The following is a 25,138-nucleotide window of genomic DNA, read 5'->3' as shown; positions in this document are numbered from 1 at the left end:
ATAAGCGAAGCGCCATCCGGTAATCAGACTACGGTTAGCGAACGTCCAGCGGCCAGTGTACATAGCTTTGCCACTGGCTTTCCTGATCAATCAACTCTTTACCCAGCGGGTGATGCGCCAGCCAGTCGCCAGGCAAGGTTAACGTCAGATTTTCATTTAGCGCCTGTAGCGTAATTTCTGGTACCAGATCGTCACGACGGCGACCGGCAAAAAGAATCGCCAGTCGCAGCAAACGGCATAGCTGTTCCGCAACACGGGGCGGTACCGCGTTTTGCTGATGAAGCGAAGAGAGATCGACCGGATTGGTCTGATTCAGTAAGAGGGTGGCGAGCAACTTTTTCTGCGCGGGCGTATAGCCAGGCAGATCCAAATGGCGTACTAAATAGGCGGCATGATAGGGCGCCTGTTTAAAATCAACGCTCAGACCGATCTCATGCAATTGGCAAGCGCTAAGCAACAGTTCACGACTGATAGGCTCAATATGCCAGGCATTTTCTACCTGTTTGAGGAAGTTATCTGCCAGCTTCGCCACACGATTTGCCTGATCGGTATCGACGATAAACCGACGCTGAATGTTTCGCAGCGTGCGGCTGCGGATATCCTGATCTACCGCCAGATGCAACATCCCATACACCAGCCCTTCGCGTAACGCGCCGCCTGCCAGCGTCATGCTCTGGATGTTCAGCTCGGTAAATATCGCGATCAGAATAGCCAGCCCGCTTGGGAAAACCAGCGCGCGCTCCAGCGTCAGGCCTTCGATTTCCAGCTCTTCCAGACGCCCGCACTGTATCGCGCGTTGTTTTAGCTGCTGCAGTTTGGCGAGCGTAATGCGCTCGTCCATCCCCTGCGCCATCATGATTTCCTGCAATGCCTGTACGGTGCCGGAGGCACCCACGCAGACCTTCCAGCCATGAAAACGCAGTTCATCGGCGACCGGACGCAGTACATCGCGCGCGGCTTTCTCCGCATCATCAAAGTTTTCTTGCGCCAGATTACGATCGCTAAAATAGCGTTCAAGCCACGTTACGCAGCCCATCGACAGGCTAAACAGCGACGTGGTTTGCGCGCCAGTGCCGGTAACCAGTTCAGTGCTGGCGCCGCCGATATCCACCACCAGTCGCTGATCTGCGCCGCCGGTGGTATGAGCGACTCCCTGATAAATCAGCCGCGCCTCTTCTTCGCCGCTGATAACCTGCACCGGACAACCAAGGATAGTCTGCGCTTTCGCGATAAATTCACCCGCATTGACGGCGAGACGCAATGTTGCGGTGGCAACCACGCGGATTTGCGGCTGCGGAATATCCTGCAAACGTTCAGCAAACAGGCGCAGACATTGCCAGCCGCGTTCCATCGCTTCAGCTGAAAGGTGGTTGTCGTTGTTCAGACCTGCGGCCAGACGCACCTTGCGTTTTATTCGGGTCAGCGTCTGGATGCTTCCCGCCGCCTCGCGCACGACCAGCATATGAAAACTATTGGAACCGAGATCAATAGCGGCATACAACGAGGTGGAATTCATACACTTCATCCTTCAACCTGTATCCGTGTTGGCTGCGTACTCTTCCTAAGCTCATCGGGATTTGTTTTCTTGCCGCCTTGATACAGGCTAAATGATTTTGTGTATGGCATAACTTTTCTTAACCTGAACGACGACGATTACGCGGAGCGCCAGCGCGGCGCGGACCATTGCCAGGACGCGCACGCGTCAGGCGCAACGGCTTGGGCAGATCGTTCATGAGCGCTTCCGGATTGTATTTGCTGACCGGAATCGAGTGGCCGATATAGCTCTCAATGGCGGGCAGATTCAGCGCATACTCTTCGCAAGCCAGGCTGATGGAATGTCCGCTGGCGCCAGCGCGACCGGTACGACCGATACGGTGAACATAGTCTTCACAATCATCTGGCAGATCGTAGTTAAAGACGTGCGTTACGGCGGGGATATGCAACCCACGCGCCGCGACATCGGTCGCCACAAGAATGTCCAGATCGCCGCGGGTGAACTCATCCAGAATCCGCAGGCGCTTTTTCTGCGCGACGTCACCGGTCAGCAGACCAACACGATGGCCATCTGCCGCCAGATGTCCCCAGATATCTTCGCAACGATGCTTGGTGTTGGCGAAAATAATGGCGCGATCCGGCCACTCTTCTTCGATCAGCGTTTGCAGTAAACGCATTTTCTCTTCATTAGAGGGGTAGAAAAGCTCTTCTTTAATGCGGTGGCCGGTCTTTTGCTCCGGTTCCACTTCAACATATTCGGCGTTGTTCATCTGTTCAAACGCCAGTTCGCGAACCCGATAAGACAGGGTGGCGGAGAACAACATGTTCAGACGCTGCGCAGCCGGCGGCATACGACGGAACAGCCAGCGGATATCTTTAATAAAGCCCAAATCGTACATGCGATCGGCTTCATCGAGTACGACGACCTGAATGGCGCCGAGGTTAATGTGATTTTGTTTGGCGTAGTCGATCAGTCGGCCCGTCGTACCAATAAGAATATCAACGCCGCTTTCCAGCACTTTAAGCTGCTTGTCGTAACCATCGCCGCCGTAAGCCAGGCCTAATTTTAAGCCTGTCGCTTGCGCCAACGGCTCCGCGTCTGCGTGAATTTGTACGGCTAATTCACGCGTCGGCGCCATGATCAGCGCGCGCGGCTGGTTCACCTTGCGATCGTCGATCGCGGGATGAGAAAGTAAATAATGAAACGTTGACGTCAGAAACGCCATCGTTTTCCCGGTACCGGTTTGCGCCTGCCCTGCAACGTCACGACCCGCCAGCGTTAGCGGAAGGGCCAGTGCCTGAATGGGCGTACAATTATAAAACCCTTTTTTTTCAAGGGCTTCAACCACCTGTGGGTGCAGGGCGAAGTCGGAAAACTTCTGTTCTGTTAAATGTGTTTTGCTCATAGTGTGGTAGAATATCAGCTTACTATTGCTTTACGAAAGCGTATCCGGTGAAATAAAGTCAACCTTTGTTGGCGAAGTTAACATCAGCACCTCGTTGGTTAATGCTACACCAACACGCCAGGCTTATTCCTGTGGAGTTATATATGAGCGATAAAATTATTCACCTGACTGACGACAGTTTTGACACGGATGTACTCAAAGCGGACGGGGCTATCCTCGTTGATTTCTGGGCAGAGTGGTGCGGGCCGTGTAAAATGATCGCTCCGATTCTGGATGAAATCGCTGACGAATATCAGGGCAAATTGACCGTTGCCAAACTGAACATTGACCAGAACCCAGGTACTGCGCCTAAGTATGGCATCCGCGGTATTCCGACTCTGCTGCTGTTTAAAAACGGCGAAGTGGCGGCAACCAAAGTAGGCGCACTGTCTAAAGGTCAGTTGAAAGAGTTTCTCGACGCCAATCTGGCGTAATACCTTTTATACGTCGAATGACAAAGGCGCTGTATGGTCAGGCGTCTGTCATTCGACGAATGATTAAGGTATCAGGCAGTTTCGTGGCGTCTGTTGTCCTTACGTTATTCTTAAATTGTCAGGATCTCTGGACGCCCGGTCTGAGTCGTGCTAAGTTAGTATTGACTTCGAATTAAACATACCTTATTAAGTTTGAATCTGGTTTTATCCGTCACTTCCCGTTTTTTCTCGCACGAGAAGTGGAAAGATTCCTGGCTCTTCGCTCATTCCGTCTTGTCGTTTCAGTTCTGCGTACTTTCCTGTGACCAGACAGCGAACAGACATGAGTTGATAGCCGTAAACAGGCATGGATGACCCTGCCATACCATTCACAACATTAAGTTCGAGATTTACCCCAAGTTTAAGAACTCACACCATTATGAATCTTACCGAATTAAAGAATACGCCGGTTTCTGAGCTGATCACTCTCGGCGAAAGTATGGGGCTGGAAAACCTGGCCCGTATGCGCAAGCAGGACATTATTTTTGCCATCCTGAAGCAGCACGCAAAGAGTGGCGAAGATATCTTTGGCGACGGTGTGCTGGAGATATTGCAGGATGGATTTGGTTTCCTCCGTTCTGCAGACAGCTCCTACCTCGCCGGTCCTGATGATATCTACGTTTCCCCCAGCCAAATCCGCCGTTTCAACCTCCGCACTGGTGATACCATTTCTGGTAAGATTCGCCCGCCGAAAGAAGGTGAACGCTATTTTGCGCTGTTGAAAGTTAACGAAGTTAACTACGACAAACCGGAAAACGCCCGTAACAAAATCCTCTTTGAGAACTTAACCCCGCTGCACGCAAACTCTCGTCTGCGTATGGAGCGTGGTAACGGTTCTACCGAAGACTTAACGGCGCGCGTTCTGGATCTGGCTTCGCCGATCGGTCGCGGCCAGCGCGGTCTGATTGTCGCGCCGCCGAAGGCGGGTAAAACCATGCTGCTGCAGAACATCGCGCAGAGCATCGCGTATAACCACCCGGACTGCGTGCTGATGGTGCTGCTGATTGACGAACGTCCGGAAGAAGTAACCGAGATGCAGCGTCTGGTGAAAGGCGAAGTGGTTGCTTCTACCTTTGACGAACCGGCATCCCGCCACGTTCAGGTTGCTGAAATGGTTATCGAGAAGGCGAAACGTCTGGTTGAACACAAGAAAGACGTTATCATCCTGCTCGACTCCATCACCCGTCTGGCGCGTGCCTACAACACCGTGGTGCCGGCGTCCGGTAAAGTATTGACCGGTGGTGTGGACGCTAACGCCCTGCATCGTCCGAAGCGTTTCTTCGGCGCGGCGCGTAACGTGGAAGAGGGCGGTAGCCTGACGATCATCGCGACGGCGCTGATCGATACCGGTTCCAAGATGGACGAAGTTATCTACGAAGAGTTTAAAGGCACCGGTAACATGGAGCTGCACCTCTCGCGTAAGATCGCTGAAAAACGTGTCTTCCCGGCTATCGACTACAACCGTTCCGGTACCCGTAAAGAAGAGCTGCTCACCACTCAGGAAGAGCTGCAGAAAATGTGGATCCTGCGTAAAATCATCCATCCGATGGGTGAAATTGACGCGATGGAATTCCTCATTAACAAACTGGCGATGACCAAAACTAATGACGACTTTTTCGAGATGATGAAGCGCTCATAACCTGGTCTTTACCTGAAAACGCCACGTTTTTACGTGGCGTTTTTGTTTTATATCTGTAATCTTAACGATACATTTACAAAATGATGATAAACCGGGTCGGGGCTTCGCCATCCATTCGTTATCGGTATCGTGTGGTTGATATTTAAACAATTCTGCCTGATTCAGAGCAGGGTTTCCCTTCTGAATAAAGGTCTTCATGGTTATACTTCTGGTACTAATTTTATCTGAGAGCACGCATTGTGAATTTACTGACCGTGAGTACTGATCTCATCAGTATTTTTTTATTCACGACACTGTTCCTGTTTTTTGCGCGTAAAGTCGCAAAAAAAATCGGTTTAGTGGATAAACCCAACTTTCGTAAACGCCACCAGGGGCTGATACCGTTGGTTGGAGGGATTTCGGTTTACGCAGGGATTTGCTTCACATTCGGAATCGTTGACCACTATATTCCTCATGCGTCGCTTTATCTTTCTTGTGCGGGCGTACTGGTTCTTATCGGTGCGCTGGACGACCGTTTTGATATCAGCGTGAAGATCCGTGCGACCATACAGGCCGCGATCGGTATCATTATGATGGTATTCGGTAAGCTCTATCTTAGCAGCCTCGGCTATATCTTTGGCTCCTGGGAGATGGTGCTCGGTCCCTTCGGTTATTTCCTTACTCTGTTTGCCGTATGGGCGGCGATCAACGCTTTCAATATGGTGGACGGTATTGACGGCCTGTTGGGCGGGCTATCCAGCGTCTCATTCGCGGCGATGGGGCTGATTTTATGGTTTGACGGTCAAACCAGCCTGGCAATATGGTGCTTCGCCATGATTGCCGCGATTCTGCCTTACATTATGCTTAATCTCGGTATTTTGGGGCGGCGTTATAAAGTCTTTATGGGCGATGCCGGTAGTACTCTGATTGGTTTTACCGTTATCTGGATCTTACTGGAAACGACGCAGGGGAAAACTCACCCTATCAGTCCGGTTACCGCGCTATGGATTATCGCTATCCCGCTGATGGATATGGTGGCGATTATGTATCGCCGTCTGCGTAAAGGAATGAGTCCCTTCTCACCTGATCGTCAGCATATTCACCATCTTATCATGCGCGCCGGATTTACCTCTCGTCAGGCGTTTGTACTGATTACGCTTGCCGCCGCCATTCTGGCGGGAGTCGGCGTAGCGGCAGAATATTCTCATTTTGTTCCTGAATGGGTTATGTTGGTGCTCTTTTTGCTAGCATTCTTCCTCTATGGCTACTGCATTAAGCGGGCCTGGAAGGTGGCGAGATTTATTAAGCGTGTGAAGCGTCGCCTGCGCAGACACCGTAAGAACCGGCCAAACTTAACCAAGTAAATGAGGATACGATGACACAACCATTACCGGGGGCACGCGCGGTGAGCGCTGAAAATGAACTGGATATTCGCGGGTTGTTTCGTACTTTATGGGCTGGCAAATTCTGGATTATCGGCATTGGCCTGCTATTTGCCCTTATCGCGTTAGCCTATACCTTTTTTGCTCGTCAGGAGTGGAGTGCGACGGCGATCACCGATCGCCCAACCGTAAATATGTTGGGCGGTTATTACTCCCAGCAGCAGTTTCTGCGCAACCTGGATATTAAGACCGATCCTGCTTCTTCTGATAAGCCCTCGGTGATGGATGAAGCGTATAAAGAGTTCATCATGCAACTTGCCTCCTGGGATACGCGTCGCGATTTCTGGTTACAGACGGACTATTACAAGCAGCGAATGGTCGGGAATAGCAAAGCTGATGCGGCGATGCTTGATGAACTGATCAATAACATACAGTTTACGCCCGGCGATTTTACACGCGCCATCAACGACAACGTGAAGCTGATTGCTGAAACTGCGCCGGATGCCAATAATCTGCTGCGTCAGTATGTCGCATTCGCCAGCCAGCGGGCGGCGAGCCATCTGAATGATGAATTAAAAGGTGCCTGGGCTGCGCGTACCGTGCAGATGAAAGCGCAGGTCAAACGGCAGGAAGAGGTTGCGAAAGCGATCTATTCACGTCGTGTAAACAGTATTGAGCAGGCGCTCAAAATTGCGGAACAACATAATATTTCTCGTAGCGCGACGGATGTCCCGGCGGATGAATTACCGGACTCAGAGCTTTTTTTACTCGGTCGCCCTATGTTGCAGGCGCGTCTTGAAAATCTGCAAGCGGTTGGCCCTGCGTTCGATTTGGACTACTTTCAAAATCGGGCAATGTTGAATACGCTTAATGTGGGGCCGACCCTGGACCCTCGTTTTCAGACCTATCGTTATTTGCGTACGCCGGAAGAACCGGTAAAACGTGATAGCCCACGCCGAGCCTTCCTGATGATTATGTGGGGTATCGTTGGGGCGCTAATCGGTGCGGGCGTTGCCTTAACCCGTCGCCGCACGATTTAGCAACACCTCTGCAGTAGGGGGCTGGGCCCCTGCTGTCTATTCGAAGAGAATCGATGTGAAAGTACTGACTGTATTTGGTACACGACCGGAGGCCATTAAGATGGCGCCTCTGGTCCATGCGCTGGAAAAAGATCCTCATTTCGAGGCCAAAGTATGCGTTACTGCGCAGCATCGGGAGATGCTTGATCAGGTATTAACTCTTTTTTCTATTGTGCCTGATTACGATCTCAACATTATGCAGCCGGGACAGGGGTTGACGGAAATTACCTGCCGAATTCTGGAGGGATTAAAGCCGATCCTGGCAGATTTTAAACCTGATGTGGTGCTGGTTCATGGCGATACCACCACTACGATTGCTACCAGCCTGGCGGCTTTCTATCAACGAATTCCGGTAGGGCACGTAGAAGCCGGGTTGCGAACCGGCGATCTTTATTCCCCCTGGCCGGAAGAGGCAAACCGCACGCTGACCGGACATCTGGCGATGTACCACTTTGCGCCGACGGAAAACTCGCGGCAGAATCTGTTGCGGGAGAACATTCCGGATGAGCGCATTTTTGTCACTGGCAATACCGTTATCGACGCGCTGATCTGGGTACGCGATCGCGTTCTGGCGAGCGATACATTACAGGCTGAACTGGCCGAGCAGTATCCTTTCCTCAATGTGAATAAGAAGATGATTTTGGTGACCGGTCATCGGCGTGAAAGCTTTGGTCAGGGCTTTGAGCATATCTGCCAGGCGCTGGCGGAAATCGCCGCCGCGAACCAGAATGTGCAAATTGTCTATCCGGTGCACCTCAATCCCAACGTCAGCGAACCTGTCAACCGTATCCTCGGCCATGTTGAAAACGTGGTGCTGATTGAGCCGCAGGACTACTTACCTTTTGTCTGGCTGATGAATCACGCCTGGCTCATTCTGACCGATTCCGGCGGTATTCAGGAAGAAGCGCCGTCATTAGGTAAGCCGGTATTGGTCATGCGTGAAACCACAGAGCGTCCGGAAGCCATTACCGCTGGTACGGTAAGACTGATTGGCACGGACTCCCGGCGCATTGTGGCGGAAGTTATGCGTCTGCTGCACGACGAAAATGAATATCAAACTATGAGCCGCGCCCATAATCCTTATGGTGACGGGCAATCATGCGCGCGCATTTTACAGGCGTTAAAAAGTTATCGGGTATCGTTATGAGTTTTACGACCATTTCTGTTATTGGGCTGGGGTATATCGGATTACCGACTGCGGCCGCTTTTGCTTCCCGCCAGAAGCAGGTTATCGGCGTGGATATCAACCAACATGCGGTAGACACCATAAATCGCGGTGAAATTCACATCGTGGAGCCGGCGTTGGGCAATGTGGTGAAGATGGCGGTGGAAGGCGGCTTTCTGCGTGCGACGACGACACCTGTCGAGGCCGATGCGTACCTGATTGCCGTGCCGACGCCATTCAAAGGCGATCACGACCCTGACATGGCCTATGTGGAAGCCGCGGCGAAATCCATTGCGCCGGTATTAAAAAAAGGGGCACTGGTGATTCTGGAATCAACATCGCCGGTCGGCGCAACGGAGCAAATGGCCGGCTGGCTGGCCGGGATGCGCCCGGATCTGACCTTTCCCCAGCAGGCGGGCGAGCAGGCCGACGTGAATATCGCCTATTGTCCGGAGCGTGTGCTGCCGGGTCAGGTGATGGTGGAACTCATTAAAAATGACCGCGTGATTGGCGGTATGACGCCAGTATGTTCGGTTCGCGCCAGCGCTCTGTACAAAATTTTCCTTGAGGGCGAATGCGTTGTCACCAACTCGCGCACCGCAGAGATGTGCAAGCTGACGGAAAATAGCTTCCGTGATGTGAATATCGCCTTTGCGAATGAATTGTCGCTGATTTGCGCCGAACAGGGGATTAACGTCTGGGAATTGATCCGCCTGGCGAACCGCCATCCGCGCGTCAATATTTTGCAGCCGGGCCCAGGCGTTGGCGGGCACTGCATTGCGGTCGATCCGTGGTTTATTGTGGCGCAAAATCCGCAGCAGGCGAGACTGATTCGCACCGCGCGTGAAGTGAACGACGGCAAACCGCACTGGGTAGTCGATCAGGTAAAAGCCGCGGTCGCAGATTGCCTGGCGGCCACCGATAAACGCGCCAGCGAAGTGAAAATCGCCTGTTTTGGGCTGGCCTTTAAGCCGAATATCGACGATCTGCGCGAAAGCCCGGCGATGGGGATCGCGCAAAGTATCGCCCGCTGGCACAGCGGCGAAACCCTGGTCGTCGAACCGAATATCCGTCAGTTGCCGAAAAAATTGGACGGACTTTGCACGCTGGCGAAACTGGACGCGGCGCTGGCCGCCGCCGATGTGCTGGTGATGCTGGTCGATCATGACGAATTTAAAGCGATTCCCGGCGATGCGGTTAATCAACGTTATGTGGTTGATACCAAAGGAGTCTGGCGCTGATGAAACGGATTCTGGTGACCGGCGGCGCAGGCTTTATCGGATCTGCGGTGGTGCGGCATATCATCCATGAAACGGCAGACGCGGTGGTGGTGGTGGATAAACTCACCTATGCGGGCAACCTGATGTCTCTGGCGTCGGTGGCGCAAAGCGACCGTTTCGCCTTTGAGAAGGTGGATATCTGCGATCAGGCATCACTGGAGCGAGTTTTCCAGCAGTATCAGCCCGATAGCGTGATGCACCTGGCGGCGGAAAGCCATGTAGACCGTTCCATCGACGGCCCCGCGGCGTTTATTGAAACGAATATCGTTGGTACTTACACCTTGCTGGAAGCCGCTCGCGCTTACTGGTCCGCGCTTGACGCGGACGCTAAAGCGGCGTTCCGCTTCCACCATATCTCCACCGATGAAGTGTATGGCGATCTGCATACTGCAGACGATTTCTTCACCGAAACCACGCCATATGCGCCAAGCAGCCCTTATTCCGCCTCCAAAGCCAGCAGCGACCATCTGGTACGCGCCTGGTTACGTACCTACGGTTTGCCTACGCTTGTCACCAACTGCTCTAATAACTACGGGCCCTACCATTTCCCGGAAAAACTGATCCCGCTGATGATTCTGAACGCGCTGGCGGGTAAACCATTGCCGGTCTATGGCAACGGCCAGCAAATTCGCGACTGGCTGTATGTGGAAGATCATGCCCGTGCGTTGTATCACGTGGTGACGAACGGCGCGGTGGGCGAAACGTATAATATCGGCGGTCATAACGAACGTAAAAATCTGGATGTGGTCAGGACGATTTGCGCTCTGCTGGAGGAACTGGCCCCGCAAAAACCGCAGGGTGTGGCGAATTATCACGATCTGATTACCTTCGTCGACGATCGACCCGGCCATGACTTACGTTATGCCATCGACGCGTCGAAAATCGCCCGCGAGCTGGGCTGGACGCCGCAGGAAACCTTCGAAAGCGGGATGCGAAAAACCGTTCAGTGGTATCTCGCCAATGAGGCCTGGTGGAAACCCGTGCAGGATGGCAGTTATCAGGGCGAACGCTTAGGACTGAAACGCTAAACGGCAGGTTCTTACTCCTGGAGGAGAAACGAATGAAAGGCATCATTCTGGCGGGAGGCTCCGGTACCCGGTTGCATCCCATTACGCGCGGCGTATCAAAGCAGCTTCTGCCCGTCTACGACAAACCGATGATTTACTATCCGTTATCGGTGCTAATGCTGGCGGGCATTCGTGAGATCTTGATCATCACCACGCCGGAGGATAAACGCGACTTTCAGCGTTTGTTGGGCGACGGCGCAGCATTCGGTATCGATTTACACTATGCCGAACAGCCCAGTCCGGACGGGCTGGCGCAGGCCTTTATCATTGGCGAAACGTTCCTCAACGGTGAACCCTCATGCCTGGTATTGGGCGACAATATCTTTTTTGGTCAGGGTTTTAGCCCCAAACTCCGTCAGGCCGCGGCGCGTACCGAAGGCGCTACAGTATTTGGCTATCAGGTCATGGACCCGGAACGCTTTGGCGTCGTGGAGTTTGACGATGATTTTCGCGCGCTCTCGCTGGAAGAAAAGCCGAAACAGCCTAAATCTAACTGGGCGGTCACCGGCCTCTATTTCTATGACAGCAAGGTCGTCGAGTATGCGAAGCGCGTGAAACCGTCCGGGCGTGGCGAGCTGGAGATCACTTCTATCAACCAGATGTATCTGGAGGAAGGTAAGCTGACTGTTGAACTGCTGGGCCGCGGTTTCGCCTGGCTGGATACGGGCACCCACGACAGTCTGATTGAGGCGAGCACTTTTGTGCAGACGGTGGAAAAGCGCCAGGGCTTCAAAATTGCCTGTCTGGAGGAGATTGCCTGGCGCAACGGCTGGCTGGATGATGATGGTTTGAAACGCGCCGCCAGTCAGCTTGAAAAAACCGGCTATGGCCAATATTTACTGGAGTTGCTCCGTGCCCGTCCGCGCCAGTATTGAACCGTTACTCTGGGAAAATACGTTCTTTGGCGTGAATAGCGGCATTGTGTGTATCGATGCCTCAGCGCCCGAATTAACGCCAGAAGCGCTGCAGGCATGGCAACGCGTGCAGGTAAAAGTGCCGGCTGAAAACATCGCCTGGCTGTCGGCGTTGCAATCGCTGGGATTCTCTTTGGTTGAAGGCGAAGTGGATTTTGCGTTGCCGGTAAAAGGGCATAGCGACCAGCATGGCGCGGAAATTGCACACCTTACGGACATTCCTGCTTTGCGTCAGTTGGCCGGAGAGGCGTTTACGCAGAGTCGTTTTCGCGCGCCGTGGTATGCGCCCGACGCCAGCGCCCGTTTTTACGCCCAGTGGATTGAGAATGCGGTACGCGGCACGTTTGATCACCAATGCCTGGTGCTTCGCACAGAGACAGGCGCTATCCGTGGTTACGTCTCGCTGCGGGAATTGAATGATACTGACGCGCGCATCGGTCTGTTGGCCGGACGCGGCGCGGGAGCGGAACTTATGCAGGCGGCGATCTGTTGGGCGCAGAGTCGCGGCAAAGCAACATTGCGGGTGGCGACCCAGTTGGGCAACACCGCCGCGCTTAAACGTTACATACAAAGCGGTGCCAACATCGAAAGCACTGCGTACTGGTTATACAGGTGACAACATGATTCCTTTTAATGCGCCGCCGGTGGTGGGAACCGAACTCGAATACATGCAGTCTGCAATGAGCAGCGGCAAACTGTGCGGCGACGGCGGCTTTACGCGCCGTTGCCAGCAGTGGCTGGAGCAACATTTCGGCAGCGCGAAGGTGTTGCTGACGCCTTCCTGTACCGCGTCGCTGGAGATGGCGGCTCTGTTGTTGGATATTCAGCCCGGCGATGAAGTGATCATGCCGAGCTTTACGTTTGTCTCCACCGCTAACGCTTTTGTCCTGCGCGGCGCGAAAATTGTGTTTGTCGATATTCGTCCGGATACGATGAATATTGACGAAACGCTGATTGAGGCGGCAATTACTGATAAAACCCGCGCTATCGTGCCAGTACACTACGCTGGCGTCGCTTGTGAAATGGACGTCATCATGGCGCTGGCGGATAAGTATAATCTGTTCGTTGTCGAGGATGCCGCCCAGGGTGTGATGTCCACGTACAAAGGGCGCGCATTAGGGACGATCGGTCACATCGGCTGTTTTAGCTTCCATGAAACCAAAAATTACACCGCTGGCGGCGAAGGCGGCGCGACGCTGATCAACGATCGTACGCTAATTGAACGCGCGGAGATCATTCGCGAAAAAGGCACCAACCGCAGCCAGTTCTTCCGTGGTCAGGTGGACAAATACACCTGGCGGGATATCGGCTCCAGTTATTTGATGTCCGATCTGCAGGCTGCCTACCTGTGGGCGCAACTGGAGGCCGCCGATCGTATCAATCAACAGCGTCTGTCGCTGTGGCAGACTTACTACGATGCGTTAACGCCGCTGGCGCGCGCCGGGCGTATCGAGCTGCCTTCTATTCCGGAAAACTGCGGGCATAATGCCCACATGTTTTACATCAAACTGCGGGATATCGCCGATCGCAGCGCGCTGATTAATTTCCTGAAAGAGGCGGAAATCATGGCGGTATTCCATTACATTCCGCTGCATGATTGTCCGGCGGGCGATAAATTCGGCGAGTTTATCGGGGACGATGTCTACACCACAAAAGAGAGCGAACGTTTGTTGCGTCTGCCGCTGTTTTATAATCTTGCGCCCGTCGATCAACGAACGGTGATTACTACCTTGCTAAATTATTTCTCCTGATATGTCGCTTGCTAAAGCCTCCCTGTGGACGGCGGTCAGTACGCTGGTAAAAATTGGCGCCGGACTGCTGGTGGTGAAACTACTGGCCGTCTCTTTTGGTCCGGCGGGCGTCGGACAAGCGGGTAACTTCCGCCAGATGATCACCGTGCTGGGCGTATTGGCTGGCGCGGGGATATTTAACGGCGTTACCAAACTTGTCGCACAACATCATGATAACCCGGCGCAGTTACGTACCGTGGTGGGAACCTCCTCCGCGATGGTATTGGGGTTCTCTACGCTGCTGGCGCTGGTCTTCCTGCTGGCGGCGGCGCCGATTAGCCAGGGACTGTTCGGTCATACGGACTATCAAGGGCTGGTGCGTCTGGTTGCGCTGGTACAAATGGGGATCGCCTGGGCGAACCTGCTGCTGGCGCTAATGAAGGGCTTTCGTGACGCGTCGGGTAATGCCTTATCGTTAATTGTCGGCAGCTTTTTGGGCGTCGCCGCCTGGTATCTCTGCTACCGTGTCGGCGGCTATGAAGGCGCTCTGCTTGGCCTGGCGCTGGTGCCGGCGCTGGTGGTAGTGCCAGCCGGTATGATACTGATTAAGCGCGGCACCGTCCCGCTACGCTATCTCAAGCCCTCCTGGGACAACGGTCTGGCAGGGCAGCTCAGTAAATTTACCCTGATGGCGCTGATTACCTCCGTTACGATGCCGGTTGCCTATGTGATGATGCGAAACCAACTGGCCGCGCACTATAGCTGGAGCGATGTCGGGATCTGGCAGGGTGTAAGCAGCATTTCTGATGCCTATCTGCAATTTATCACCGCCTCCTTCAGCGTTTACCTGTTACCCACGCTCTCACGCCTGACGGAAAAACAGGACATTACGCGTGAAGTGGTAAAAGCGCTGAAATTTGTTTTACCGGCGGTCGCGGCGGCGAGTTTTACCGTCTGGCTACTGCGCGATTTTGCTATCTGGCTGCTTTTTTCCGCCAAATTCACCGCGATGCGCGATCTGTTCGCCTGGCAGTTAGTGGGCGACGTGCTGAAAGTCGGCGCCTATGTTTTCGGTTATCTGGTGATTGCCAAAGCGTCGTTGCGATTTTACATTCTGGCTGAAATTAGCCAGTTCATTCTGTTAACGGCGTTCGCTCACTGGCTGATTCCCGCTCACGGCGCGCTGGGTGCGGCACAGGCTTATATGGCCACCTATATTGTCTATTTTTCATTTTGTTGTGGCGTATTTTTACTCTGGCGTAGGCGAGCATGACTGTACTGATTCACGTCCTGGGATCGGATATCCCTCACCATAACCACACCGTGTTGCGGTTTTTCAATGATACGCTGGCCGCCACAAGCGAGCACGCGCGTGAATTTATGGTTGCTGGCGAAGATAACGGCTTCACGGAAAGCTGCCCGGCGCTCTCGCTTCGTTTTTATGGCAGTAAGAAAGCGCTGGCGCAGGCGGTCATCGCCAAAGCGAAAGCAAATCGTCGACAGAGATTCTTCTTTCACGGTCAGTTCAACACCAGCCTGTGGCTGGCGCTGTTAAGCGGCGGTATTAAGCCAGCTCAGTTTTACTGGCATATCTGGGGCGCGGATCTCTACGAAGTGTCCCACGGGCTGAAATTCCGCCTTTTCTACCCGCTTCGTCGTATCGCGCAGGGACGAGTAGGGGGCGTATTCGCGACGCGCGGCGATCTCAGCTATTTTGCGCGCCAGCACCCGGGCGTACGCGGCGAGTTGCTCTATTTCCCGACGCGCATGGACCCTTCCCTGAATGCTATGGCAAAAGAGCGCCAACGTGCGGGGAAATTGACCATTTTAGTAGGGAACTCCGGCGATCGCAGTAACCAACATATTGCGGCATTACGGGCGGTGTATCAGCAGTTTGGTGATACGGTAAACGTGGTGGTGCCGATGGGCTATCCGGCCAATAACCAGGCCTATATTGATGAGGTTCGTCAGGCCGGTCTGGCGCTATTTAGCGCCGAAAATCTACAAATTATTAGCGAAAAAATGGAATTTGATGCCTATCTTGCGCTGTTGCGCCAGTGCGACCTCGGTTATTTTATTTTTGCCCGCCAACAGGGGATCGGGACGTTGTGTCTGCTAATTCAGGCCGATATCCCGTGCGTACTGAACCGCGACAATCCTTTCTGGCAGGATATGGCGGAACAGCATCTGCCCGTCCTGTTTACCACGGACGATCTTAATGAGCAGGTCGTGCGCGAGGCGCAGCGTCAGCTCGCATCGGTAGATAAAAGCGGCATCACCTTCTTTAGCCCCAACTACCTGCAACCGTGGCATAATGCGTTGAGAATCGCCGCAGGAGAAGCCGAATGAGTTTAATGCAATTCAGCGGGCTGCTGGTGGTCTGGCTGCTCTCTACGCTGTTTATCGCCACGCTGACCTGGTTTGAATTCCGCCGCGTGCGTTTTAACTTCAACGTTTTCTTTTCGTTGCTGTTTTTGTTGACCTTCTTTTTTGGTTTTCCGCTAACCAGCGTGCTGGTATTTCGTTTCGACGTTGGCGTCGCGCCGCCGGAAATCTTATTGCAGGCTCTATTATCCGCCGCCTGTTTCTACGGCGTGTATTACGTGACCTATAAAACGCGTTTACGCAAACGCGTTGTGGATGTACCACGCAAGCCGCTATTTACCATGAACCGGGTGGAAACCCACCTTACCTGGGTGATCCTGATGGGCATCGCGCTGGTGAGCGTGGCGATTTTCTTTATGCATAACGGCTTTTTGCTGTTCCGGCTGCACTCCTACAGCCAGATCTTTTCCAGCGAAGTCTCCGGCGTGGCGTTAAAACGGTTCTTCTATTTCTTCATTCCGGCGATGCTGGTGGTCTATTTCCTGCGCCAGGACAGCAAAGCGTGGCTGTTTTTTCTGGTGAGCACCGTCGCGTTTGGCCTGTTGACCTACATGATTGTCGGCGGCACGCGCGCCAACATCATTATTGCGTTTGCTATCTTCCTGTTTATCGGCATTATTCGGGGCTGGATCAGCCTGTGGATGCTGGCGGCGGCGGGCGTGCTGGGGATTGTCGGTATGTTCTGGCTGGCGCTCAAACGCTACGGATTAAATGTGAGCGGCGATGAGGCGTTCTATACGTTTCTTTATCTGACGCGCGATACCTTTTCGCCGTGGGAGAATCTGGCGCTGCTGTTGCAAAATTACCACAATATCGATTTTCAGGGGCTGGCCCCTATCGTGCGTGATTTCTACGTCTTTATTCCCACCTGGTTATGGCCGGGACGACCCAGTATCGTGCTGAATTCTGCGAATTACTTCACCTGGGAAGTCCTGAACAACCATTCTGGCCTGGCGATATCGCCAACGCTTATCGGATCGCTGGTGGTCATGGGTGGGGCGCTGTTTATTCCGCTCGGCGCGATCGTCGTCGGGCTGATTATCAAATGGTTCGACTGGCTGTATGAACTGGGTAACCGGGAGCCCAATCGCTATAAGGCGGCGATTCTGCACAGTTTCTGCTTTGGCGCCATCTTTAATATGATTGTGCTGGCGCGAGAAGGGCTGGATTCGTTTGTCTCGCGCGTGGTTTTCTTCCTGGTGGTTTTTGGCGCCAGCCTGCTGGTCGCTAAGCTTCTGTTCTGGTTATTTGATAGCGCCGGACTGATTCATAAACGTACAACTTCGCTCCCTCAGGCACAGGTGGAAGGAAAACTATGACCAATAATGCCGCTGCGCCCCTTTACTCGCTGCGCGGGTTACCTCTGATTGGCTGGCGCGACATGTCACATGCGCTGAATTATCTGTTTGCCGATGGTCAACTGAAGCAAGGCACGTTGGTGGCGATCAACGCCGAAAAGCTGCTGACGGCGGAAGATAATCCGGAAGTCCGCGCGTTGATAGCGGCGGCGGAATTTAAATATGCCGATGGAATCAGCGTGGTGCGTTCAATACGTAAAAAATTTCCGCAGGCGCAGGTTTCTCGTGTGGCTGGTGCCGACCTTTGGGAAGCGTTAATGGCGCGCGCGGGTAAAGAAGGCACACCGGTATTTCTTGTCGGCGGCAAGCCTGAGGTGCTGGCGCAGACGGAAGCAAAACTGCGGACGCAGTGGAACGTCAATATTGTGGGTAGCCAGGACGGTTACTTTACGCCGGAGCAGCGTCAGGCGCTATTTGCGCGTATCCATGCCAGCGGCGCGAAAATTGTCACCGTCGCGATGGGATCGCCAAAACAGGAATTACTCATGCGCGATTGTCGGGAAGTGCATCCCCATGCGCTATATATGGGGGTGGGCGGTACCTATGATGTGTTTACCGGTCACGTCAAACGCGCCCCAAAAATATGGCAGAACCTGGGGCTGGAGTGGTTGTATCGTCTGCTTTCTCAACCGAAGCGTATTACCCGCCAGATGCGTCTGCTGCGCTACCTTCGCTGGCACTATACTGGCGATCTCTAATTCTCCCTTCTGATGACTTGAGCAGCGGATTGTGCTTATGGCGCTGCTCATTTACAACATAATCGATGATTTCTTACACAATAAGTGCATTTTTTTAATGCTCCATTTGCCATTTGTCCAAATTTAAGAAAATATTCGCAACAATCGATGTACCCATAACAATAACCGGTACTACCGGAACCGTTGCAAACACGACATGAGGATTTATGGCAGAGAAAAAACCGGAGCTACAGCGTGGGCTGGAAGCTCGTCATATTGAATTGATTGCCCTCGGGGGCACCATCGGCGTCGGACTCTTTATGGGCGCCGCCAGTACGCTGAAATGGGCGGGCCCGTCAGTGCTGCTGGCGTATATCATCGCCGGATTGTTCGTCTTTTTCATCATGCGTTCGATGGGGGAGATGCTCTTTCTGGAACCTGTTACCGGCTCCTTTGCCGTGTACGCCCACCGGTATATGAGTCCTTTTTTTGGCTATCTTACCGCCTGGTCATACTGGTTTATGTGGATGGCGGTCGGGATCTCGGAAATTACCGCCATTGGGGTCTACGTCCAGTTCTGGTTTCCGGAGATGGCGCAGTGGATACCGGCGCTGATTGCCGTCGGACTGGTCGCGTTGGCGAATCTGGCTGCGGTGCGCCTGTATGGTGAAATCGAGTTCTGGTTTGCGATGATCAAAGTCACCACGATTATTGTGATGATCATCATCGGCCTGGGGGTGATTTTCTTCGGTTTTGGTAACGGCGGCCAGGCGATTGGCTTTGGTAATCTGACCGAGCATGGCGGCTTTTTTGCCGGCGGCTGGAAAGGCTTTCTGACCGCATTATGTATCGTGGTGGCCTCTTATCAGGGGGTTGAGTTGATCGGTATTACCGCCGGTGAAGCGAAGAATCCGCAGGTGACGTTGCGTAGCGCGGTGGGTAAAGTGCTGTGGCGTATCCTGATTTTTTATGTTGGCGCGATTTTCGTGATCGTCACCATTTTCCCGTGGAATGAGATTGGCAGCAACGGCAGTCCCTTTGTGCTCACCTTCGCGAAAATCGGCATCACCGCCGCGGCAGGCATTATCAACTTTGTCGTGCTGACGGCGGCGCTCTCTGGCTGTAACAGCGGAATGTATAGCTGTGGGCGTATGCTTTACGCGCTGGCGAAAAACCGTCAACTGCCGGCGGCAGTCGCGAAAGTCTCTCGCCACGGCGTGCCGGTCGCGGGCGTGGCGCTCTCTATTTTGATTTTGCTGGTAGGTTCTTGCCTGAACTACATCATCCCCAATCCGCAGCGCGTCTTTGTTTACGTTTATAGCGCCAGCGTACTGCCGGGGATGGTGCCGTGGTTTGTCATTCTGATTAGCCAACTGCGCTTTCGTCGGGCGCATAAAGAAGCGATTGCGGATCATCCTTTTCGTTCCATTATGTTCCCGTGGGCGAACTATTTGACGATGGCGTTTCTGGTTTGCGTTTTAATCGGCATGTACTTTAATGAAGATACGCGCATGTCGCTGTTTGTCGGCGTCATCTTCCTGCTGGCCGTCACGCTGGTCTACAAAGTTTTCGGTCTGAATCGTCACGGAACCGCCCACAAGGTGGGGGAATAAGCGCCAAAATGCGCAAAGCATAACCAAACGCGCATTTTATTTAAAAAGGCACTGGACAGCGGGGTGTGAAGTCCGTATTATCCACCCCCGCAACGGCGCTAAGCGCCCGTAGCTCAGCTGGATAGAGCGCTGCCCTCCGGAGGCAGAGGTCTCAGGTTCGAATCCTGTCGGGCGTACCATTTATTTAGGTGCTTGAGCTGCGGTGGTTTAATACCGCGTAAAAAGTTTCAGTGGTGGCTATAGCTCAGTTGGTAGAGCCCTGGATTGTGATTCCAGTTGTCGTGGGTTCGAATCCCATTAGCCACCCCATTAATATAGAGTTGTGAAACGCGAAGGTGGCGGAATTGGTAGACGCGCTAGCTTCAGGTGTTAGTGTCCTTACGGACGTGGGGGTTCAAGTCCCCCCCCTCGCACCACGACTCAATGAATTGAACTAAAAATTCAAAAAAGCAGTATATCGGCGAGTAGCGCAGCTTGGTAGCGCAACTGGTTTGGGACCAGTGGGTCGGAGGTTCGAATCCTCTCTCGCCGACCAATTTTGAACCCCGCTTCGGCGGGGTTTTTTGTTTTCTGTTCATTTTCAACTACTTATCCCGCACGTGTTGCCATTATGGTTTATTGGCGATATCCCAGACTTTATTTGTCGCTATTCGGTGACGAATAATCTATTGATTTATAATCACTTTATAAAAAACATCCTGTTCTGTCTCCGCCAGGCGACACGCTAAAACCTCGCCAGCGGCGGGGGGATGACAATCGCGTGAATTCTCTACGTTTTTTTAACGCCTGCGCCTGTTTTTTAGCGGTGCAAAGATGGCACGTTATGTGCAATAATGTACGGGTAGATGCTCATTCCATCTCTTATGTTCGCCTTCTGGCCTCATAAACTCAGGAATGATGCAGAGCCGTTTACGGTGCTTATCGTCCACTGACAGATGTCGCTTACGCCTCATCAAACACCCTGGACACAACGTTGAGTGAAGCACCCCTTTATGTTGTCATACAGACCTGTTTTGACGCCTGCCCCTTAACCGGGCAGGCGTTTTTTTATGCATCCCGAATGATTTTGTGTAGGCGGTAGGCCCGGTAAGCGAAGCGCCACCGGGCAAGGGGGGATTACTGCGGGGGATTGTTCTGTAATGTCAGCATCAGGCCGTCGCGCCGCATGGCGGCGGCCTCTTCCGGTTGATGCAGTCGATCAAGCGCATCGGCAAGCCAGGCATAATCATACGCGTCCGGGCGTTGTTTCAGCGCGGCGCGGAAAGCCAGAGTCGCCTCCTGCCATTCACCGTGTTTCATTAGCGACTGACCGAGTGTGCTCCATAACAGCGGGCGATCGCCTACTGTCTTAATTTGCTGGCGCAGCACTTTCTCCAGTTGTTCCGGATTATTGGTTCTGAGGCGAGGAATGGGCAGCACCAGTCGATCGTCATACTGGCGTTTTAGACCGTCGATGATAATCTGCTGCGCCATATCATGATCGTCACATTCGATCAGATGCTCGGCCATCGCGACCTGCAGCGCCACCTGATGGCGGGTTTTACGGCTTTGGTTTTTCCACCAGGTGCGTAATCCTTCGCTGCCCTGCTCGGCGCGCGCCTGATCCATGAGTCCTATCCACGCCTGTTGTTCGAGCATGGCGCGATGCGCTTCATCGCCAACGTGCGCTTTCGCCATGGATGGGATGATATCCAGTAAAGAACTCCATGCGCTGGTGCGAATATAGGCCTGCTCCGCCAGACGCAGAACTTCCGGGTGACGCGGCGTGACCTCCAGCAGTTTGTCCACGCCGTGACGCGCCGCGTGATTTTCATTGCGCGCCAGCTGTAAGCGCACGCGTGTGATCTCGACCGGGATGGTGTCGTTCCCCGCCAGCTCTGCCGCACGTTCAAGGTGCTGATTAGCGCGTGCTTCATCGCCGCGCTGCTGCGCCGCTTCTGCCGCCAGCAGATAATTTACCACCGGTTGTTCAGCATGGTCGGCATTTTTTGACATCAGCTTTTCAACCTGCTGATAGTCGCCCTCCGCCAGCTTCAGCAGCGCCTGTTCGGTCTGCTTGCGGGCGCGACGGCGTTTACGGCCGGCAAACCAACCGCGGGTGTGCGCGCCGGTACGAAACAGACGGCGTAGCAACCACTCAATGGCGAATAGCACCACCATAGCGACGATGAGAATGATCGCCAGTCCGGTGACGCTGGTTTCAATGTTGTAGTTATCGGTCTGGATTAACACATAGCCCTGGTGACCGGCTATCATCGGGCCGACCACGATACCCGCGAGCAACAACACAAAGAGCAATAATACTTTTAGCATCATTATTCTCCTTGCGGCGCGGTTGCCGGAGCGTCTGTCTGCGTGGCAGGCGCTGCCGTAGAGACTGTCGGTTGCGCCAGTAGATTACGCACGCGGGTTTGCATCAGTTTTTCAAGAATCGCCTGGCTTTCCAGGGTTTCCGGCAGATCCATCGTGATATTTTGCTGGCTTAATTTATCGACCTCCTCCAGGAAGGCTTTTGTCGCGGCGTCGTCAGTATCGTAATAAGCGCGAACCCAGGTCGAAACGTTATCCAGCGCCTGACGGTATGTTTCTTCCTGATGGCGTGGCACGGCCTGCGCGGCGACTAACAGGCGGGAGCGAATATTTTCGCGTAAATAGACGTCCTGGTTGGGCGCCAACAGCGGTACGGCGGTATCATCGCGGCGACGAATGGTAATAAAGCTGTCCATAAAGTTCTGCCAGCTTTTTTGCAGGTTAACGCGCCATTCGCTTAGCGAGCTGGACAGCTCGCTGCTGTCTGAATCCATCGGCGAACCATCGGTATCGTTATCCGCCAGACGCAGGTTATCGATTTGGTTAGAGAGCTGATTGAGTTTGAGAATAATGCCGTCGTAGTCGATCTGCGCAACGGATGACAGGCTGGCGATATCGTCAGTAATCGCGCGTCGTGCGGTAATGAGGCTGGGGTCATTCATGTCCGCCAGACTGGCGTCAGCGCTTTTGAGCAACGCAGCGGCGGTAGTGACGTCCTGATCGCTCCACAGCTTGCGTCCGGCGAGTTTCACCAGGAAATCAGCCTGCGCCAGCAGCCAGGTTTTAGCATCGCTGCCGGAAATAGTGGCGACTTTTTGTTGTACTTCATCAAGCTGTTTCGCCAGCGCCGCCTGTTGGCGATTCGCGTCATCTAACTGCGCCGCTTGTTTTTTGATAATCCCTTCCAGCTCCGCTTTTTGGCTCTCCTGCGCCTTTTGCAAGGCGGTCAGTTGCGTCGCCAGCGCATCGCTGGTTTCCGTTTGCGCGGTTGCTTGCTGTTTCCCCCAGCCATAAAGCCCAATACCTGCCGCCAGGGCAATCGCGATCGCCACCGCGCTTAATACCAGCGCGGCGCCGTTCTTACTTTTTTTCTCGGTATTAACTGGCTGTGGCGTGGTTTCCACGCTCTCCCTGGTCTCATCAACCACGGCGGAGGATTTTTCTTGTTCCGTCATTATGGCATCCCATTATGAGAGTTATTGTAATGCGCGCAACAGCGCATCGTTGTCGGCGTTATCAGCGACCTTAATATCTTGCCAGCCCAGTTCCCGGGCGAGGTGCGCCAGACGCTCACTGACGACCAATAGCCGACAGCGTAGTAACCAGTGCTCACGATACCACTGGGGAGTCAGCGACCAGAGCCGTTGCAACATCTCGCCGCTGGTAACAACAAGCGTTGTTACGCCGCGAGTATGCCAGCGCATCGCTTCTTCCGCGCCATCGTAATGTTTCGCACATCGTTGATAACATTCACAAAAACTGACTTCGGCTCCGCGAGCTGTCAGGGTTTCGCCCAGCAGTTCGCGGCCGCCATTGCCACGCAAAATCAGCGCGCGTTTGCCCGCAATATTTTGTAATTCAGGTAATTGTAGCAAGGCTTCGCTGATTTCCCGATCCAATGGATAACGAATATCGAACCCGCTAACGGTATGAAGGGCGAGCGCCGTGGTGCGGCCAATCGCGAAATAGCGCGGCGACGCAGGCCAGTTTCGGCCATCCCGCTGGAGCTGGGCGTGAGCAAAGGCGACGGCGTGCTGTGAAAGGGCAAAAACCAGATCGTTTTCCGTCAGCGTCGTCAGGCGGTCGGCCAGGGTGGGTAGCTCCCGACCGGCGACAAATTCAATCAGTGGAAAACTCCAGGCCACCTGCCCCAGTGCGCGCAGACGGCTCACTAACGCTTCCCCTGCGGGAGAGGGGCGGGTGATCAGAATACTCATGCGGGCGTCTCGCCGTTATAAACTTCCGTCAGAATCGCGCGTGCGCCGTTTTCCAGCAGTTCCTCTGCAAGCGAGATGCCCATTTGCTCCGCCTGCTCGGGAGAACCACGACGTTCGCCGCGCACCATCACCGAACCGTCCGGCGCGCCAACCAGCGCGCGTAGCCAAATTTCACCGTTGATGATTTCTGCATAGCTGCCAATCGGCACCTGACAACCGCCTTCCAGGCGGGTGTTCATAGCGCGTTCCGCCGTTACGCGCAGCGCGGTTTGCGAGTGATTCAACGGTGCGAGCAGCGCCTGCGTTCGCGCGTCGTCAAGACGACACTCAATCCCGACGGCGCCCTGGCCTACGGCAGGAAGTGAAACGTCGGGCGGCAAGGCTGTGCGAATGCGCGACTCCAGACCTAAGCGTTTCAGACCGGCCACGGCCAGGATAATGGCGTCATAGTCGCCGTTGTCCAGCTTGCCGAGACGTGTGCCGACGTTGCCGCGCAACGAACGGATAATGAGGTCCGGACGGCGTTCCGCCAGTTGACACTGACGACGCAAACTGGACGTCCCGACGATACTACCCGCGGGCAGATCGTCCAGACTGTGATATTTATTCGAGACAAACGCGTCGCGCGGATCTTCGCGCTCGCAAATGGTCACCAGACCGAGACCGTCCGGGAAGGCCACCGGAACGTCTTTCATAGAGTGCACGGCGATATCAGCGCGCTTTTCCAGCAGCGCGATTTCAAGCTCTTTAACAAACAGTCCCTTACCGCCCACTTTCGCCAGGGGAGTATCGAGAATCACGTCGCCGCGTGTGACCATCGGCACCAGTTCTACCGTCAGTCCCGGATGGGTTGCCATCAATGCGTCTTTGACATAATGTGCCTGCCAAAGCGCAAGGGGACTTTGGCGTGTGGCAATTCTTAAAACATTGTCTAACATGCTTGTTACCGTCATTATCAATCATTGACCATCCTAACATCCTTATAGAGAGTATGTTAGTTTTCCGGTCACCGTGAGTGAGAGGATAAGGCGCAGTGTCGTCAATGACAGTGAATAATGACGAGAAACCGCCAGCCCGTATTTAAGAATTTACACGCAGCGAACGGTGCTACACTTGTATGTAGCGCATCTTTCTTTACGGTCAATGAGCAAGGTGTTAAATTGATCACGTTTTAGACCATTTTTTCGTCGGTATTAGATAAAAATATGCAG

General features: G+C 53.8%; 22 protein-coding genes and 4 tRNA genes. 20 read left to right on the top strand and 6 right to left on the bottom strand.

The window, feature by feature from the left end; genetic code table 11:
- Nucleotides 1–34 precede the first annotated feature (34 nt).
- The gene (gppA, locus tag J4645_RS21095; RefSeq protein ID WP_001089447.1) at nucleotides 35–1,516 is read right to left on the bottom strand and encodes a guanosine-5'-triphosphate,3'-diphosphate diphosphatase; all 1,482 of its coding nucleotides are present in this window, start codon (nucleotides 1,514–1,516) and stop codon (nucleotides 35–37) included.
- A 118-nt stretch (nucleotides 1,517–1,634) separates the two neighbouring features.
- The gene (rhlB, locus tag J4645_RS21090; protein ID WP_000047524.1) at nucleotides 1,635–2,900 is read right to left on the bottom strand and encodes an ATP-dependent RNA helicase RhlB; all 1,266 of its coding nucleotides are present in this window, start codon (nucleotides 2,898–2,900) and stop codon (nucleotides 1,635–1,637) included.
- 143 nt (nucleotides 2,901–3,043) lie between these two features.
- Here rhlB and trxA point away from each other — a divergent pair, with 143 nt between their 5' ends.
- From trxA to J4645_RS20990, 20 genes are all read left to right on the top strand, one after another.
- On the top strand, nucleotides 3,044–3,373 hold the full coding sequence (trxA, locus tag J4645_RS21085) for a thioredoxin TrxA (RefSeq protein WP_001280776.1): 330 nt from the start codon (nucleotides 3,044–3,046) through the stop codon (nucleotides 3,371–3,373).
- Between the two features lie 247 nt (nucleotides 3,374–3,620).
- The gene (locus J4645_RS21080) at nucleotides 3,621–3,704 is read left to right on the top strand and encodes a rho operon leader peptide (protein WP_134820045.1); all 84 of its coding nucleotides are present in this window, start codon (nucleotides 3,621–3,623) and stop codon (nucleotides 3,702–3,704) included.
- A gap of 87 nt (nucleotides 3,705–3,791) precedes the next feature.
- Nucleotides 3,792–5,051 (top strand): transcription termination factor Rho, encoded by a 1,260-nt coding sequence (rho, locus tag J4645_RS21075; RefSeq protein WP_001054532.1) that lies wholly within the window; start codon nucleotides 3,792–3,794, stop codon nucleotides 5,049–5,051.
- Between the two features lie 239 nt (nucleotides 5,052–5,290).
- Complete coding sequence (wecA, locus tag J4645_RS21070; RefSeq protein WP_001050948.1) at nucleotides 5,291–6,394, top strand: UDP-N-acetylglucosamine--undecaprenyl-phosphate N-acetylglucosaminephosphotransferase; 1,104 nt, start codon at nucleotides 5,291–5,293, stop codon at nucleotides 6,392–6,394.
- A gap of 11 nt (nucleotides 6,395–6,405) precedes the next feature.
- Nucleotides 6,406–7,452, top strand: coding sequence for an ECA polysaccharide chain length modulation protein (wzzE, locus tag J4645_RS21065; RefSeq protein ID WP_000193413.1), 1,047 nt, complete (start codon nucleotides 6,406–6,408; stop codon nucleotides 7,450–7,452).
- A gap of 55 nt (nucleotides 7,453–7,507) precedes the next feature.
- Nucleotides 7,508–8,638 carry a UDP-N-acetylglucosamine 2-epimerase (non-hydrolyzing) gene (gene wecB, locus J4645_RS21060; RefSeq protein WP_000866682.1) on the top strand — a complete coding sequence of 377 codons (1,131 nt, stop codon included), beginning with the start codon at nucleotides 7,508–7,510 and terminating at the stop codon, nucleotides 8,636–8,638.
- The gene (wecC, locus tag J4645_RS21055) at nucleotides 8,635–9,897 is read left to right on the top strand and encodes a UDP-N-acetyl-D-mannosamine dehydrogenase (RefSeq protein WP_023214615.1); all 1,263 of its coding nucleotides are present in this window, start codon (nucleotides 8,635–8,637) and stop codon (nucleotides 9,895–9,897) included. Before wecB ends, wecC begins: the two co-directional genes overlap by 4 nt.
- Nucleotides 9,897–10,964 (top strand): dTDP-glucose 4,6-dehydratase, encoded by a 1,068-nt coding sequence (gene rffG / locus J4645_RS21050; RefSeq protein ID WP_000822137.1) that lies wholly within the window; start codon nucleotides 9,897–9,899, stop codon nucleotides 10,962–10,964. Before wecC ends, rffG begins: the two co-directional genes overlap by 1 nt.
- A gap of 32 nt (nucleotides 10,965–10,996) precedes the next feature.
- Entirely contained in the window at nucleotides 10,997–11,878 is an 882-nt protein-coding gene (gene rfbA, locus J4645_RS21045) for a glucose-1-phosphate thymidylyltransferase RfbA (RefSeq protein ID WP_023214614.1), read from the top strand.
- Complete coding sequence (gene rffC / locus J4645_RS21040; protein WP_023212411.1) at nucleotides 11,856–12,533, top strand: dTDP-4-amino-4,6-dideoxy-D-galactose acyltransferase; 678 nt, start codon at nucleotides 11,856–11,858, stop codon at nucleotides 12,531–12,533. Before rfbA ends, rffC begins: the two co-directional genes overlap by 23 nt.
- Nucleotides 12,534–12,537: 4 nt before the next feature.
- Nucleotides 12,538–13,668, top strand: a complete 1,131-nt coding sequence (gene rffA / locus J4645_RS21035; RefSeq protein ID WP_000612080.1) for a dTDP-4-amino-4,6-dideoxygalactose transaminase — start codon at nucleotides 12,538–12,540, stop codon at nucleotides 13,666–13,668.
- Nucleotide 13,669: 1 nt separating this feature from the next.
- Nucleotides 13,670–14,920 carry a lipid III flippase WzxE gene (gene wzxE, locus J4645_RS21030; protein WP_000050296.1) on the top strand — a complete coding sequence of 417 codons (1,251 nt, stop codon included), beginning with the start codon at nucleotides 13,670–13,672 and terminating at the stop codon, nucleotides 14,918–14,920.
- On the top strand, nucleotides 14,917–15,996 hold the full coding sequence (locus tag J4645_RS21025) for a TDP-N-acetylfucosamine:lipid II N-acetylfucosaminyltransferase (protein WP_000217187.1): 1,080 nt from the start codon (nucleotides 14,917–14,919) through the stop codon (nucleotides 15,994–15,996). The genes wzxE and J4645_RS21025 overlap by 4 nt, the downstream gene beginning before the upstream one ends.
- The gene (wzyE, locus tag J4645_RS21020; protein ID WP_000055605.1) at nucleotides 15,993–17,351 is read left to right on the top strand and encodes an ECA oligosaccharide polymerase; all 1,359 of its coding nucleotides are present in this window, start codon (nucleotides 15,993–15,995) and stop codon (nucleotides 17,349–17,351) included. The genes J4645_RS21025 and wzyE overlap by 4 nt, the downstream gene beginning before the upstream one ends.
- Entirely contained in the window at nucleotides 17,348–18,088 is a 741-nt protein-coding gene (wecG, locus tag J4645_RS21015) for a lipopolysaccharide N-acetylmannosaminouronosyltransferase (RefSeq protein ID WP_000183617.1), read from the top strand. The genes wzyE and wecG overlap by 4 nt, the downstream gene beginning before the upstream one ends.
- Nucleotides 18,089–18,294: 206 nt before the next feature.
- Nucleotides 18,295–19,680, top strand: a complete 1,386-nt coding sequence (locus J4645_RS21010; protein ID WP_000818378.1) for an amino acid permease — start codon at nucleotides 18,295–18,297, stop codon at nucleotides 19,678–19,680.
- A 102-nt stretch (nucleotides 19,681–19,782) separates the two neighbouring features.
- Nucleotides 19,783–19,859: transfer RNA gene (locus J4645_RS21005), tRNA-Arg, on the top strand.
- Between the two features lie 54 nt (nucleotides 19,860–19,913).
- Nucleotides 19,914–19,989: transfer RNA gene (locus J4645_RS21000), tRNA-His, on the top strand.
- Nucleotides 19,990–20,009: 20 nt separating this feature from the next.
- A tRNA-Leu gene (locus J4645_RS20995) sits at nucleotides 20,010–20,096 on the top strand.
- A 42-nt stretch (nucleotides 20,097–20,138) separates the two neighbouring features.
- Nucleotides 20,139–20,215 (top strand) — tRNA-Pro (locus tag J4645_RS20990).
- 581 nt (nucleotides 20,216–20,796) lie between these two features.
- On the opposite strand, the gene hemY is transcribed toward J4645_RS20990, so the two are convergent.
- From hemY to hemC, 4 genes are read right to left on the bottom strand one after another with little or no spacing between them, the layout of a single operon-like run.
- Nucleotides 20,797–21,993 carry a protoheme IX biogenesis protein HemY gene (gene hemY / locus J4645_RS20985; RefSeq protein WP_001546072.1) on the bottom strand — a complete coding sequence of 399 codons (1,197 nt, stop codon included), beginning with the start codon at nucleotides 21,991–21,993 and terminating at the stop codon, nucleotides 20,797–20,799.
- 2 nt (nucleotides 21,994–21,995) lie between these two features.
- A complete protein-coding gene (hemX, locus tag J4645_RS20980; protein WP_000138961.1) occupies nucleotides 21,996–23,165 on the bottom strand; it encodes a uroporphyrinogen-III C-methyltransferase in 1,170 nt (389 codons plus the stop codon).
- 21 nt (nucleotides 23,166–23,186) lie between these two features.
- Nucleotides 23,187–23,927, bottom strand: a complete 741-nt coding sequence (hemD, locus tag J4645_RS20975; RefSeq protein ID WP_000025502.1) for a uroporphyrinogen-III synthase — start codon at nucleotides 23,925–23,927, stop codon at nucleotides 23,187–23,189.
- A complete protein-coding gene (gene hemC / locus J4645_RS20970) occupies nucleotides 23,924–24,865 on the bottom strand; it encodes a hydroxymethylbilane synthase (RefSeq protein WP_001521319.1) in 942 nt (313 codons plus the stop codon). The genes hemD and hemC overlap by 4 nt, the downstream gene beginning before the upstream one ends.
- Nucleotides 24,866–25,138 lie beyond the last annotated feature (273 nt).

The organism is Salmonella sp. 32082101201600294FB01SM01 (assembly GCF_017572865.1).
GTDB lineage: Bacteria > Pseudomonadota > Gammaproteobacteria > Enterobacterales > Enterobacteriaceae > Salmonella > Salmonella enterica.
This window is presented reverse-complemented; position numbering and strand designations above follow the sequence as displayed.

Bases quoted from the DNA above. Each gene is read 5' to 3' on its own strand.
- gppA (WP_001089447.1), bottom strand. From the start codon at position 1,516: ATGAATTCCACCTCGTTGTATGCCGCTATTGATCTCGGTTCCAATAGT.
- rhlB (WP_000047524.1), bottom strand. From the start codon at position 2,900: ATGAGCAAAACACATTTAACAGAACAGAAGTTTTCCGACTTCGCCCTG.
- trxA (WP_001280776.1), top strand. From the start codon at position 3,044: ATGAGCGATAAAATTATTCACCTGACTGACGACAGTTTTGACACGGAT.
- rho (WP_001054532.1), top strand. From the start codon at position 3,792: ATGAATCTTACCGAATTAAAGAATACGCCGGTTTCTGAGCTGATCACT.
- wzzE (WP_000193413.1), top strand. From the start codon at position 6,406: ATGACACAACCATTACCGGGGGCACGCGCGGTGAGCGCTGAAAATGAA.
- wecC (WP_023214615.1), top strand. From the start codon at position 8,635: ATGAGTTTTACGACCATTTCTGTTATTGGGCTGGGGTATATCGGATTA.
- rffG (WP_000822137.1), top strand. From the start codon at position 9,897: ATGAAACGGATTCTGGTGACCGGCGGCGCAGGCTTTATCGGATCTGCG.
- rfbA (WP_023214614.1), top strand. From the start codon at position 10,997: ATGAAAGGCATCATTCTGGCGGGAGGCTCCGGTACCCGGTTGCATCCC.
- rffA (WP_000612080.1), top strand. From the start codon at position 12,538: ATGATTCCTTTTAATGCGCCGCCGGTGGTGGGAACCGAACTCGAATAC.
- wzxE (WP_000050296.1), top strand. From the start codon at position 13,670: ATGTCGCTTGCTAAAGCCTCCCTGTGGACGGCGGTCAGTACGCTGGTA.
- J4645_RS21025 (WP_000217187.1), top strand. From the start codon at position 14,917: ATGACTGTACTGATTCACGTCCTGGGATCGGATATCCCTCACCATAAC.
- wzyE (WP_000055605.1), top strand. From the start codon at position 15,993: ATGAGTTTAATGCAATTCAGCGGGCTGCTGGTGGTCTGGCTGCTCTCT.
- wecG (WP_000183617.1), top strand. From the start codon at position 17,348: ATGACCAATAATGCCGCTGCGCCCCTTTACTCGCTGCGCGGGTTACCT.
- J4645_RS21010 (WP_000818378.1), top strand. From the start codon at position 18,295: ATGGCAGAGAAAAAACCGGAGCTACAGCGTGGGCTGGAAGCTCGTCAT.
- hemY (WP_001546072.1), bottom strand. From the start codon at position 21,993: ATGCTAAAAGTATTATTGCTCTTTGTGTTGTTGCTCGCGGGTATCGTG.
- hemX (WP_000138961.1), bottom strand. From the start codon at position 23,165: ATGACGGAACAAGAAAAATCCTCCGCCGTGGTTGATGAGACCAGGGAG.
- hemD (WP_000025502.1), bottom strand. From the start codon at position 23,927: ATGAGTATTCTGATCACCCGCCCCTCTCCCGCAGGGGAAGCGTTAGTG.
- hemC (WP_001521319.1), bottom strand. From the start codon at position 24,865: ATGTTAGACAATGTTTTAAGAATTGCCACACGCCAAAGTCCCCTTGCG.